Source organism: Burkholderia sp. RS01 (genome assembly GCF_039748055.1).
In the GTDB taxonomy this organism is placed as follows: Bacteria; Actinomycetota; Actinomycetes; order Actinomycetales; family Micrococcaceae; genus Arthrobacter.
The window spans coordinates 102,106-114,982 of the sequence record NZ_JBDLAK010000017.1 but is presented as its reverse complement, the minus strand read 5'-3'; the positions used below and the strand labels follow the sequence as shown (position 1 = coordinate 114,982).

12 protein-coding genes are annotated in these 12,877 nt (G+C 68.4%); 9 read left to right on the top strand and 3 right to left on the bottom strand.

The window, feature by feature from the left end:
* Positions 1–167 precede the first annotated feature (167 nt).
* Positions 168–359: a hypothetical protein gene (locus tag ABFP37_RS16170; RefSeq protein ID WP_347034175.1), complete on the top strand. Its 192-nt coding sequence runs from the start codon at positions 168–170 to the stop codon at positions 357–359.
* Positions 360–370: 11 nt separating this feature from the next.
* Here the strand turns inward: ABFP37_RS16170 and ABFP37_RS16165 are convergent, their stop codons facing one another.
* On the bottom strand, positions 371–646 hold the full coding sequence (locus tag ABFP37_RS16165) for a hypothetical protein (RefSeq protein ID WP_347034174.1): 276 nt from the start codon (positions 644–646) through the stop codon (positions 371–373).
* 211 nt (positions 647–857) lie between these two features.
* Between ABFP37_RS16165 and ABFP37_RS16160 the strand changes: the two genes are divergently transcribed.
* On the top strand, positions 858–1,400 hold the full coding sequence (locus ABFP37_RS16160) for a hypothetical protein (protein ID WP_347034173.1): 543 nt from the start codon (positions 858–860) through the stop codon (positions 1,398–1,400).
* Positions 1,401–1,499: 99 nt separating this feature from the next.
* On the opposite strand, the gene ABFP37_RS16155 is transcribed toward ABFP37_RS16160, so the two are convergent.
* Positions 1,500–2,171, bottom strand: coding sequence for a GntR family transcriptional regulator (locus ABFP37_RS16155; protein WP_347034172.1), 672 nt, complete (start codon positions 2,169–2,171; stop codon positions 1,500–1,502).
* 184 nt (positions 2,172–2,355) lie between these two features.
* Between ABFP37_RS16155 and glyA the strand changes: the two genes are divergently transcribed.
* From glyA to purU, 7 genes are read left to right on the top strand one after another with little or no spacing between them, the layout of a single operon-like run.
* The gene (gene glyA / locus ABFP37_RS16150; RefSeq protein ID WP_347034177.1) at positions 2,356–3,684 is read left to right on the top strand and encodes a serine hydroxymethyltransferase; all 1,329 of its coding nucleotides are present in this window, start codon (positions 2,356–2,358) and stop codon (positions 3,682–3,684) included.
* A complete protein-coding gene (locus ABFP37_RS16145; RefSeq protein ID WP_347034171.1) occupies positions 3,681–4,901 on the top strand; it encodes a sarcosine oxidase subunit beta family protein in 1,221 nt (406 codons plus the stop codon). The genes glyA and ABFP37_RS16145 overlap by 4 nt, the downstream gene beginning before the upstream one ends.
* A gap of 14 nt (positions 4,902–4,915) precedes the next feature.
* A complete protein-coding gene (locus tag ABFP37_RS16140; RefSeq protein ID WP_347034170.1) occupies positions 4,916–5,317 on the top strand; it encodes a sarcosine oxidase subunit delta in 402 nt (133 codons plus the stop codon).
* On the top strand, positions 5,314–8,277 hold the full coding sequence (locus ABFP37_RS16135; RefSeq protein ID WP_347034169.1) for a sarcosine oxidase subunit alpha family protein: 2,964 nt from the start codon (positions 5,314–5,316) through the stop codon (positions 8,275–8,277). Before ABFP37_RS16140 ends, ABFP37_RS16135 begins: the two co-directional genes overlap by 4 nt.
* On the top strand, positions 8,270–8,905 hold the full coding sequence (locus ABFP37_RS16130; protein WP_347034168.1) for a sarcosine oxidase subunit gamma family protein: 636 nt from the start codon (positions 8,270–8,272) through the stop codon (positions 8,903–8,905). The genes ABFP37_RS16135 and ABFP37_RS16130 overlap by 8 nt, the downstream gene beginning before the upstream one ends.
* Positions 8,905–10,278: an L-serine ammonia-lyase gene (locus ABFP37_RS16125; RefSeq protein ID WP_347034167.1), complete on the top strand. Its 1,374-nt coding sequence runs from the start codon at positions 8,905–8,907 to the stop codon at positions 10,276–10,278. Before ABFP37_RS16130 ends, ABFP37_RS16125 begins: the two co-directional genes overlap by 1 nt.
* A gap of 3 nt (positions 10,279–10,281) precedes the next feature.
* The gene (gene purU, locus ABFP37_RS16120; RefSeq protein WP_078029604.1) at positions 10,282–11,181 is read left to right on the top strand and encodes a formyltetrahydrofolate deformylase; all 900 of its coding nucleotides are present in this window, start codon (positions 10,282–10,284) and stop codon (positions 11,179–11,181) included.
* Positions 11,182–11,261: 80 nt separating this feature from the next.
* On the opposite strand, the gene ABFP37_RS16115 is transcribed toward purU, so the two are convergent.
* Positions 11,262–12,842, bottom strand: a complete 1,581-nt coding sequence (locus ABFP37_RS16115; protein WP_078029605.1) for a PucR family transcriptional regulator ligand-binding domain-containing protein — start codon at positions 12,840–12,842, stop codon at positions 11,262–11,264.
* Between the last annotated feature and the right edge of the window lie 35 nt (positions 12,843–12,877).

Genomic DNA, 12,877 nt, shown 5'->3' with positions numbered 1-12,877 from the left:
CCCGCCAATCATCAACCCGGCGCCCCGGCCCGCGCGGCACCCCCGGGCACCGGCGGCGGGGGGCCCGCCCCTACGGGTGCGGGCCGCCGTTCCGGTGCAGCCGCCGTCGTGCGCGCAGAGCCGTTCCCTGCGGGGCGGCGTCGTGCCACACTTGGGTGAATTATCGAATGGCTGGGGGATCCAAGTCAGGAGATTGTCATGAGCAGTCTGTTCCACACCCGCACTTCAGGCTTTCGGCTGGCGGTGAGCAACTCATGATGATCGGCTGGGCCTATCTCGCAGCGGCCATCATGACCGTGGACTCCCTGCTGCTGGGATTACTGCTGATGAACGTGAAATGGCCGAAACGCCGGAAGTGACGCTGTGAGGGCTACGTCCGCGGAATCCTGATCAGCTGCATGAACTCCTCCAGGTGGGCGGCCATGTCCACGTAGTCGTCGTAGAGCCACGCTAACTGGATGCCTTCGATGAGCGCGGCGATTTGCCGGGCGCCAACGGCCGGATTGAGGGCGGCCGCCACACGCCCCGCAGCGATTTCAAGGTCAAGCTCCGCCCGCACGGAACTGATGATTTCCTCATCCCGGCGTCGGATGAATTCGTGGGCAGGATGGTCCGGCCGCACGGGAGACCAACGGCGATTCCGCACTCATGGCCTCGGAAATATAGGCTGCGCTGACCATGCCGCCGGTGTCCACGGCGGCGGGACCCTCTCTTAGGTGCCGCGGTGACATTCACAGCTTCCTGACAGTCTCCGAACAGCGGTGCCATATCCCGCTGCCGCATCTTTGTATGAAGGGGGCTGAACCCGACGCCCTTAGCCACAAGCCGTTTCGCACGGCGGATCGAGGAGACACAGCATGTCACGAACCAAGAGAATCACGCTCGGCGTTGCGGCCGGAGTCTTGGCGCTGGGCGCCGGACTGGGAGTCACGGGCATGGCCTCCGCAGCCACCACCCCAACGCCCACTGCCAGCGCCAGCGCGTCCACCGGCAGCACCGCACCCGCGGACGGCATGCGGGGCGGCCACAAGGGGGACCGCGGCCAGATCGCTGCGGACCTCGCCTCAAAGCTTGGCGTCGAGGAGGCCAAGGTGACCGCAGCGCTCCAGGCGTTCCGGGATGCCAACAAGCCCGCCACGCCGCCTGCCGACGGCACCAAGCCGGACCGCACCGCCATGGACGCGGCGATGGCCAAGTCCCTCGCGACGGCACTCGGCGTCGACGAAGCCAAGGTCACCACGGCGCTCTCGGAGATCCGTGCCGCCGCTCAGGCGGAGCGCGCGGCCGCCCTGAAGACCAAGCTGGACACGGCCGTCACCGACGGCACGCTGACCCGGGCCGAAGCCGATGCCGTCACGAAGGCGGTTGAAAAGGGAGTGATCGGCGGAGGCGGCCACTAGGCTCCCGCGCAGCCGGCCCGCGCCGGCCGAATCCCGCGCCGGCCGAATACAGGAATCCCCCGGGAAAGTCCCGGGGGATTCCTCCGTTCCCGACGCTCCCTAGAGGACCTTGCGGATGGTCTCTTCGAAGCTCGTGACGTGGTGCAACGCGAGTTCGCCGGCCTTGTCGGCGTCGCCCTCGGCCACCGCCTTGAGCAGCTCCACGTGCTCGGTGATGTGGCCGCTCACTGACGGGACCTTGTCCAGGACCAGGCACCAGATGCGCGTTGCCAGGTTGTCGTAGCGGATCAGGGTGTCTTCGAGGTGCGGGTTCCCGGCGGCCTTGTAGATCAGGCGGTGCACCGTGAGGTCGTATTTCATGAGCTCGCGGGATTCCGCGGGGCTGGGATCCAGTTCCGAAATTGTTTTGGCGACGCTCAGTAATTCGCGGCGCATGGGGGCGCTGGCCCGCGTGGCCGCACGGCGCGCAGCCAACGGTTCCAGCAGTTCCCGGATTTCCGAGACGTCGGCCAGTTCGGTGAAGTCCACATTCGTGGCAAAGGTGCCCCGCCGCGGATAGGACACCACCAGGTGGTCCACTTCCAGCCGTTTGATCGCCTCGCGCACGGGTGTCCGGCCGAAGCCGAGCTCGGCGGCCAACTGCCCGTCGTTGATGGGTTCGCCGGGCCGGATCTCCAGCATGATCAGCTTGTCACGCAACTGCCTGTACGCCGCCTCCGCCTGGGACAGTGCTTCGTCCTCGGCGGGCGGCAATGCGGGAAGTGCATTCACGGCGCGGCTCCGTTCTTCGGTGGGGGTCTTCTTAGCTGCTGGGTCCGAGATTCAAACGGAAGCCCGGTTCCACTTTGCTTCCGGCTATTGACTCTCGTGTGATCTCAATCATACCATTGTCATCACACTGATATATCAGTTAGAAACAAAATGGTATTTCAAAGGAGCATCCGTGGTTGAGCAGTTGAATGAGCGACTTTCCGCAGTCGATCCAGAGGTCGAGCAGGCCGTTGCCCGCGAGCTGGGCCGCCAGCAGTCCACGCTCGAGATGATCGCCTCGGAGAACTTTGCTCCCGCGGCCGTCATGGAGGCACAGGGCTCGGTCCTGACCAACAAGTACGCCGAGGGCTACCCCGGGAAGCGCTACTACGGCGGCTGCGAGCACGTTGACGTCATCGAGCAGCTCGCCATCGACCGGGTCAAGGCCCTGTTCGGCGCCGAGTTCGCCAACGTCCAGCCGCACTCGGGCGCCCAGGCCAACGCCGCCGCAATGTTCGCCCTGCTGAACCCGGGCGACACCATCATGGGCCTGGACCTGGCGCACGGCGGCCACCTCACCCACGGCATGCGCATTAACTTCTCCGGCAAGCTCTACAACGTGGTCCCGTACCACGTGCGCGAATCCGACTTCCGCGTGGACATGGCCGAAGTCGAGGCACTGGCCCTGCAGCACCGCCCTCGCCTGATCGTGGCCGGCTGGTCCGCCTACTCCCGCCAGCTCGACTTCGCCGAGTTCCGCCGCATTGCCGACCTCGTGGGCGCCTACCTGATGGTGGACATGGCGCACTTCGCCGGGCTGGTGGCGGCAGGGCTGCACCCCAACCCGGTGCCGTACGCCGACGTCGTCACCACCACCACGCACAAGACCCTCGGAGGTCCGCGCGGCGGAGTCATCCTCGCCAAGGAGGAATACGCCCGCAAGATCAACAGCGCCGTGTTCCCCGGCCAGCAGGGCGGCCCGCTGGAGCACGTCATCGCCGCCAAGGCCGTCGCCTTCAAGCTGGCCGGCACGTCGGAATTCAAGGAACGCCAGGAGCGCGTCCTCGAGGGAGCCAAGCTCCTGGCCGAGCGGCTCCTGCAGGAGGACGTGGCAGCGGCCGGCATCTCCGTGGTGAACGGCGGCACCGACGTCCACCTGGTCCTCGTGGACCTGCGGAACTCGGAACTGGACGGCCAGCAGGCCGAGGACGCCCTGCACCGGATCGGCATCACCGTCAACCGCAACGCCGTCCCGTTCGACCCGCGCCCGCCCATGGTCTCCTCGGGACTCCGCATCGGGACACCGGCCCTGGCCACCCGCGGCTTCGGGGCCGTGGAGTTCACCGAAGTCGCGGACATCATCGCGACGGCGCTCATCGCCGCCGCCGGTACCGGAACCATCGGCGACGCGACCGCCGTCGAACTCGGCGCCCGGGTCACGGCGCTCGCCGAACGATTCCCCCTCTACCCGCACCTGAACGACGGCACCGAGATTGCCGCCTTCGAGGCAGACATGATTGGAGCAGCCCAGTGAGCACCCAGCAGCTTCCGGAGCACCCGGACTTCCTCTGGCGCAACCCGGAGCCCAAGTCCTCCTACGACGCCGTGATTGTGGGCGGCGGCGGGCACGGCCTGGCCACCGCCTACTTCCTGGCCAAGAACCACGGCATGACCAACATCGCCGTCCTGGAAAAGGGCTGGCTGGCCGGCGGCAACATGGCCCGGAACACCACCATCATCCGTTCCAACTACCTCTGGGACGAGAGCGCGGCCATCTACGAGCATGCGCTGAAGCTCTGGGAAATCCTGCCGGAGGAGCTCGAATACGACTTCCTGTTCAGCCAGCGCGGCGTCATGAACCTGGCCCACACGCTGGGCGATGTGCGCGAGAGCATCCGGCGCGTGGGAGCGAACAAGCTCAACGGTGTGGACGCAGAGTGGCTGGAGCCGGACCAGGTCAAGGAACTCTGCCCCATCCTGAACATCAGCGACAACATCCGCTACCCCGTCATGGGCGCCACGTACCAGCCGCGCGCCGGCATCGCCAAGCACGACCACGTGGCCTGGGCATTCGCCCGCAAGTGCGACGAGCTGGGCGTGGACATCATCCAGAACTGCGAAGTCACCGGCTTCGTCAAGGACGGCAACCGCGTGGTGGGCGTCAAGACCAACCGCGGCACCATCAACACCGAAAAGGTGGGCCTGTGCGCCGCCGGGCACAGCTCGGTCCTGGCGGAAATGGCCGGCTTCCGGCTCCCCATCCAGTCGCACCCGCTCCAGGCGCTGGTCTCCGAACTGCACGAGCCGATCCACCCCACGGTGGTCATGTCCAACCACGTGCACGTCTACGTCTCCCAGGCCCACAAGGGCGAACTGGTCATGGGCGCCGGCGTCGACTCCTACAACGGCTACGGCCAGCGCGGGTCCTTCCACGTGATCGAGCACCAGATGGCAGCGGCCGTCGAGCTGTTCCCCATCTTCGCCCGGGCGCATGTGCTGCGGACCTGGGGCGGGATCGTGGACACCACGCTGGACGCCTCGCCCATCGTGGGCACCACACCGGTGGACAACATGTTCGTCAACTGCGGCTGGGGGACCGGCGGGTTCAAGGGCACCCCGGCTGCCGGGCTCACTTTCGCACACACCATCGCCACGGGCACCCCGCACAAGCTGAACAAGCCCTTTGCGCTGGAACGCTTCGAAACCGGCGCCCTGATCGACGAACACGGCGCAGCCGCCGTGGCCCACTAGAAGAGAGTCCGGACATGCTCCTCATTTCATGCCCCAACTGCGGCTCGCGCGACGAGACCGAGTTCCACTACGGCGGCCAGGCCCACGTGCCCTACCCGGAAAACCCGAACGAGCTGAATGATCGCGAATGGGCCGAGTTCCTGTTCTACCGCGAGAACACCAAGGGCATCTTCGCCGAACGCTGGCTGCACAGCACCGGCTGCCGCCAGTGGTTCAACATGCTCCGTGACACGGTCACGTACGACATCCAGGCCGTTTACCCGATGGGCACGCCGCGGCCGGCCCCCAGCACTTCCCCCGATGCCCTATCAGTTGGTGTCCCTATCGGGGCCCGGAAGCAACCACAACTGATAGAGCAACCGGCCTCCGACAGCACCACCGCCCCCAGCACCGCCCCGGAAGGAGCAACCAAGTGACTTCCCAGAACGCCCGCCTCGCCGCCGGCGGACGCATCGACCGCAGCATCTCCTGGCGTTTCACCGTGGACGGCCAGGAATACACCGGCCACCCGGGTGACACGCTCGCCTCGGCCCTGCTCGCCAACGGCCGGATCGCCGTCGGCAATTCCCTCTACGAGGACCGGCCCCGGGGCATCCTGGCCGCCGGCGTGGAGGAACCCAACGCGCTGGTCCGGATCGAGCCGCGCTTCCCCGGCCACGTCGCCGAATCCATGCTCCCCGCCACCACTGTCACCCTGGTGGACGGCCTGAAGGCAGGCCTGCTGAACGGCCTGGGCCGGCTGGACCCGGAGGATGACCGCGCCGAGTACGACAAGAAATACGTCCACACGGACGTCCTGGTGGTCGGCGGCGGCCCCGCAGGCCTGGCCGCGGCCCGCGAGGCCGTGCGCACCGGAGCCCGTGTGATCCTCATGGACGACCAGCCCGAACTGGGCGGCTCGCTCCTCTCCGGATCCACGGCACCCGGCCTGGCCGAGACCATCGAGGGCAAGCCCGCCCTGGAGTGGGTGGCGGACGTCGAGGCCGAGCTCGTCTCCGCGGCCGAATGCACGGTCCTGAACCGCACCACGGCCTTCGGCGCCTACGACGCCAACTACGTCATCGCCGTCCAGAACCGCACCGACCACCTGTCCAGCCCGGCAGCCCCCGGCGTCTCCCGGCAGCGGATTTGGCACATCCGTGCCAACCAGGTTGTCCTGGCTCCGGGCGCCCACGAACGCCCGCTTGTCTTCGAGAACAACGACCGCCCCGGCATCATGCTCGCCTCGGCCGTCCGCAGCTACCTCAACCGCTACGCCGTCGCCGCCGGCCAGCGCGTGGTCATCGGCACCACCAACGACACCGCCTACGCCCTGGCCGCGGACCTGCGCGCCGCCGGCGTGAAGGTCGCGGCCGTCGTCGACGCCCGTCCCCGCCTCACCCCGGTGGCTGCTGCCGCCGTCGAAGCGGGCACCCGCGTGCTGATCGGCAGCGCGGTTGCCGACACCGCGGCCTCCGCGTCCGGCGCGGCCGGAACAAACACCGGCCGGCTGAGCTCCGTCACCGTCCGCAGCATCAGCGACGACGGCGAACTCACCTCAGGCATCGAAGAGATCGCCTGCGACCTGCTGGCAGTCTCCGGCGGCTGGAGCCCGCTGGTGCACCTGCACTCGCAGCGGCAGGGCAAGCTGCGCTGGGACGAGGACCTGGCGGCCTTCGTGCCGAGCACCGTGGTCCCGAACCAGCAGGTGGTCGGCTCGGGCCGCGGCAGCTTCGAACTCGACGATTGCCTCGCCGAAGGCATCTCCGCCGGAGCGTCGGCTGCGATCGCCGCGGGCTTCGAATCCGCCGTCGAGCCGGCCGTGATCGGCGAGCCGAAAGCATCCGGTCCCACCCGCCAGCTGTGGCTGGTCCCCGGGCAGGCCGGCACGCCGGATGACTGGCACCACCACTTCGTCGACTTCCAGCGCGACCAGTCCGTGGCCGACGTCCTCCGGTCCACCGGGGCCGGGATGCGGTCCGTGGAGCACATCAAGCGCTACACCTCCATCAGCACCGCGAACGATCAGGGCAAGACCTCCGGCGTCAACGCGATAGGCGTCATCGCCGCCGCGCTCCGGCAGGCCGGCGAAGCGTCCCGCGGCATCGGCGACATCGGCACCACTACCTACCGGGCGCCGTTCACCCCCGTGGCGTTCGCGGCACTCGCCGGACGCCAGCGCGGCGAACTGTTCGACCCCGCCCGCGTCACCTCCATCCACCCGTGGCACGTCGCACAGGGCGCACTGTTCGAAGATGTGGGGCAGTGGAAGCGGCCCTGGTACTACCCGCAGTCCGGCGAGGACATGGACACCGCCGTGCTGCGCGAATGCGCCGCCGTCCGCGAATCAGTGGGCTTCATGGACGCCACCACCCTCGGCAAGATCGAAATCCGGGGCAAGGACGCCGGCGAATTCCTCAACCGGATCTACACCAACGCGTTCAAGAAGCTCGCACCGGGCTCTGCCCGCTACGGCGTCATGTGCATGGCGGACGGCATGATTTTCGACGACGGCGTGACCCTCCGTCTCGATGAGGACCGGTTCTTCATGACCACCACCACCGGCGGCGCCGCGAAGGTTCTGGACTGGCTGGAGGAATGGCTGCAGACCGAATGGCCCGAGCTGGACGTGCACTGCACCTCGGTGACCGAACAGTGGAGCACCATCGCCGTCGTCGGGCCCAAATCCCGCGCGGTGATCGCCAAGGTGGCACCCGAACTCGCCGCCAACGGCGGACTCGACGCCGAAGCTTTCCCGTTCATGACCTTCCGCGAAACCACCCTCGCCTCCGGCGTGAAAGCCCGGATCTGCCGCATCTCGTTCTCCGGCGAACTGGCCTACGAGATCAACGTGCCGTCCTGGTACGGGCTGAACACCTGGGAAGCCGTGGCCGCCGCCGGGGCCGAGTTCGACATCACCCCGTACGGCACCGAAACCATGCACGTGCTCCGGGCCGAGAAGGGCTACCCGATCGTCGGGCAGGACACCGACGGCACGGTCACCCCGCAGGACGCCGGCATGGAATGGGTGGTCTCGAAGGTCAAAGACTTCGTCGGCAAGCGGTCCTACGCCAGGGCCGACGCCCGGCGCGAGGACCGCAAGCACCTGGTCAGCGTCCTGCCCGTGGACGGGTCGCTCCGGCTGCCGGAAGGGACCCAGCTGGTGGAGAAGGGGATCACCACGAACCCCGCCTACGGCCCCGTCCCCATGGAGGGCTTTGTGACCTCCAGCTACCACTCCGCCGCCCTGGGCAGGTCCTTCGCCCTGGCTCTGATCAAGAACGGCCGCAACCGCATCGGCGAGACCCTCGTGGCCGCCGCCGGCGACCAGCTGGTTGATGTCGTCGTCGCCGAAACCGTACTTTTTGACCCCGAAGGGACCCGCAAAGATGGCTAATACCGCAGCATTCGCAGACATCAATGGACTCCGGGAAATCCGCCGCAGCCCGGCCTCCCACCTGGCCCGGGCACTCGAAGCCGGCTCCATGCCAGGGACGGTCGTCCTGAAAGAGGGCGCATTCCAGACCATGGCCGGGGTCCGGGTGGACCCGCGATCCGAGGAAGGCGCCCGGATCGCCTCCGTGGCCGGCGGCCTGCCGGCCCGCTGCGGCGACGTCAGCGGCAGGGACGGCGTGAGCGTCCTGTGGCTGGGCCCGTCCGAGTTCCTGGTGGTGGCCGCGGAAGAGGCCCACGACTCCCTGGGCGGGGACCTCATCGGCTCCCTCACGGCCGCCCTGGGCGACGCCCCGGGCCAGGTGGTGGACCTCTCCGCCAACCGCACCACGTTCGACCTCTCCGGCCCGCGGGCCCGCGCCGTGCTGGAAAAGGGCTGCGCCCTGGACCTGCACCCGCGCAGCTTCACGCCGGGGACGGCCCTGACCACGGAGGTGGGCAACATCCCGGTCACCCTGCTGAAGACCGGTGAGGACAGCTTCCGGCTGTTCCCCCGGGCCTCGTTCGCGGACTTCCTGGGGCGCTGGCTCCTGGACGCCATGAGGGAGTTCGCTTCCCCCGAGGTGCCCTGATGGCGCTCAGCGCGCTGGACCTGTTCTCCGTTGGCATCGGGCCGTCGTCGTCGCACACGGTCGGCCCGATGCGGGCAGCGAAGCTGTTCGCCGACGGGCTCAAAGGTGACGGCCACCTGAGCTCAACCGCGCGGGTCCAGGCCGAACTGTTCGGATCTCTCGGAGCCACCGGCCGCGGCCACGGCTCCGACAAGGCCGTGGTGCTGGGCCTGCAGGGCCTGGACCCCGAAACGGTGGACACCTCCACCGCCGACGACCAGGTGGCCGCGGCCGCGCTCGACGCCGAACTCCGGATCGGCGGGCACCACCGGGTGGACTTCAACTGGGACGAGGACGTGGTGCTGCACCGCCGCAAGTCCCTGCCCGCCCACCCCAACGGCATGACCTTCCGGGCCCTGGACCACGCCGGCGCCGTGCTCAGCGAACGGAGCTTCTACTCGATCGGGGGCGGCTTCGTTGTCGACGGCGATGCCGACGGCGGCGACCGGGTGGTGGCAGACGCCACCGTCCTGCCCTACCCGTTCACCACCGCCGACGAAATGCTGGCCATCTGCCGCCGCGAAGGGATGTCCATCTCGGACGTCATGCTCGCCAACGAACTCGTGTGGCGCAGCGAAGCGGAACTCCGGGAAGAGCTGCTGAAACTCTGGGCCGTCATGCGCGAATGCGTGGACAACGGCTGCGCCGCGGAAGGGATCCTGCCCGGTGGCCTCAACGTGAGGCGGCGGGCGCCGTCGTTGTTCCGCACCCTGACCGCGAACACCGGCGTCACCGATCCGCTCCGGGCCATGGAGTGGGTGAACCTCTTCGCGCTCGCCGTCAACGAGGAAAACGCCGCCGGCGGGCGCATCGTCACCGCCCCCACCAACGGTGCGGCCGGCATCGTGCCGGCCGTGCTGCACTACTACGTCAAGTTCGTTCCGGGAGCCGACGACGACGGTGTGGTCCGCTTCCTGCTGGCGGCGGCCGCCGTCGGAATCCTCTTCAAGATCAACGCCTCCATCTCCGGCGCGGAAGTGGGCTGCCAGGGCGAGGTGGGCTCTGCCTGCTCCATGGCGGCCGCCGGGCTGTGCGAGGTCATGGGCGGCACCCCCGAACAGGTGGAGAACGCCGCCGAGGTGGGGATCGAACACAACCTTGGGCTGACCTGCGATCCCGTGGGCGGCCTGGTGCAGATCCCCTGCATCGAACGGAACGCGATCGCCAGCGTCAAGGCCATCAACGCCGCGCGGCTGGCGCTGCACGGCGACGGGAGCCACAAGGTGTCGCTGGACAAAGCCATCAAAACCATGCGTGAGACAGGAGCGGACATGAAGACCAAGTACAAGGAGACCTCCCGCGGGGGCCTCGCCGTGAACGTGATTGAGTGCTGAGCCATGACTGCCATCGAGACTGAAACCTCGTCCCTTCCGCAGCCGGCGACCACCGTGGAGCATGTCCTCACTTTGGACTGCCGGGAGTCACCGGGCATCGTCCACGCCGTCTCCGGCTTCCTGCTGGAACACGGCTGCGACATCATCGACAACCAGCAGTTCGGCGAACGCTCCGAAGGGCACTTCTTCATGCGCGTGCACTTTGCGTCCGACGGCGATGCCTCCACCGCGGACACCCTGCGGGCCGCTTTCGGCCCGGTGGCGGACCGCTTCGGGATGAGCTGGCGGCTGGAGCCGCACGGCTCCAAGCGCCGCGTGCTGATCATGGTGTCGAAGTTCGGCCACTGCCTGAACGACCTGCTGTTCCGCGCCAGGATCGGCGAACTGCCGGTGGACGTGGTGGCCGTGGTCTCCAACCACACGGACCACCAGGCGCTCGTGGAATGGCACGGCATCCCGTTCTTCCACGTGCCCGTCACCGCCGCCACCAAGCCCGAGGCCGAGGCCCGGCTGCTGGAACTGGTGGACGAGTTCGACGTCGAACTCGTGGTGCTGGCCCGCTACATGCAGGTCCTCAGCGACGGGCTGACCCGCAAGCTGGACGGCCGCGCCATCAACATCCACCACTCGTTCCTGCCCAGCTTCAAGGGCGCCAAGCCGTACCACCAGGCCTACGCCCGCGGTGTGAAGACGGTGGGCGCCACCGCACACTACGTCAACGGTGAGCTGGACGAGGGGCCCATCATCGCCCAGCAGGTGGTGGAGGTGGACCACACCTACGGCCCGGAAGACCTCGTGGCCGCCGGCCGCGACACCGAGTGCAAGGCCCTCAGCAACGCCGTGCGCTGGCACTGCGAGGGCCGGGTGATCCTGCGCGGCAACCGGACAGTGGTGCTCCGCTAACCCCTTGTGCCGGGACGCTCTCTCACCTCCTTGGGGGAAGCGGGAGAGCGTCCCTTCCCTCAGGGCTACGGGGCTCTGGGCTACAGGGCGGCCAGCCGGGTGGCCAGGTGCAGCGCCGCGAGCCGGCCCGTGCCGCGCGGATCTCCGCCGCACAACTCAAAAATCCGCTGCAGCCGGTGATGCATCGACTGCCGCTCCACATGCAGCTCCCTGGCGGCCTGCGCCGTGTTGCAGCCGGAGTCGAGCCAGGTTGCCAGCGTCGTCAGCAGCTGGGAGTTCCGCCGCTCGTCGTGCTCCAGCACTGCGCCCAGCTGCTGGCGGACGTAATCCCGCCGTGCCCCCTGGTCCAGGTGCTGCGCGGCCAACCGCTCCACGGCGAGCTCTTCGACATCGACCACCACGCCGGCCGCGTCCGACGCCGGCCGTTGCGCCGCCCGGGCCGATCCGTGCCCGGCGAGGTCCAGGGCACACCTGGCCTCGGTGAGCGACCACGGTGCGTTCTCGATCCCGGCGGCAAGGGGTCCCACCGCGGTCATGGTTCCGGGCTCGACCGGCAGATCGCGGAGGGCCGCGACCAGCTCGGCGCGTGCCGAGGCTTCCCGGTCCGCAGGAAGAACGGCGAGGGCGAGCAGTTCCGAATTGTCCACGTAGCTGGCGCTCTGCTGGGCCGACCTCTTCAGGACCTTGTCCATCGCGGCCCGCAACGGCTGCGACGTGGAGGTCCGGATGACCACCGTTACCAGCGTTGCCGAGGCTGGAATCCCGGCGGCGGGAGCGAGCTGCTGGAGCCGCCAGGGCTGGGTGCCGGAGCTGACCGCGCGCAGCAGGGCGGTGCCGGCCACCTCCTTCAGCCCGGGCGGCATCCGCTGCAGCAGCGCCAGCGACAGGATGTCAACGCATCGTCCGCCCGCAACGCGCGCCAGGTTCACGTCGCCCCGCGGGGGCACGCTGATGGCCAGTCTCGCCGAGGGCACGCCGCGTACCGGGACATCGATGTTAATCACCGCGCCGGCAGGTACCGTGCCGGCGGGTTCCGGCCCGGCAGCCGGCCCGTCTTCGGATCCGGGCCCCGCCGGCTGAAGGGAATTGTCCCCGGCCGGCGACGCGCTGCCCAGCGTCACACCGGACACCGTGGAGAGCTCGAGCCCGGCGTCAAGGATCCCGGCCAGCACGGCAAGAATCTGGTCCAGGCTGCTGCCATGGGCCAGTTCCACCGCCATGGCGTGGCTGGCCTCGTCGGCGCGGCGCAGGTGCGCCACCGATTCGCTGACCAGCACTGAATTGATGGCCTGCATGATGCCCACGAAGGGCGCCACTTTTCGGAGCTCAATGAGGGGCAGCCCCGCTTCCTCCGCGGCCTGGATCATCGACGACGGAAGTGAGGCCAGGGTCTGCCCGGTTTCCACGGCCAGGGCGCCGACGCCCCGCTCGGCTAGCTGGCGGACGTAGTCCACGCGGCGCGCGTCCGAAGCCGAAACCAGGGCATCGCCGCCGGTGAGGAGGAGTTCCCCGCCGCTGAGCAACGGCGCAATGTCCAGGACCTCACTCGAATGGACCCACCGCAGCTGCGTATCCTCGGCTGCGGCCGCCCCTGCACGGATCACGGGATCGGCGGCGGTGAGGGTGGGATGTTTCAGCACCTCAGTGAGCAGTATTGGCATGACGCTCCGTAATGCAAATGGCTGTTTTGATGTAC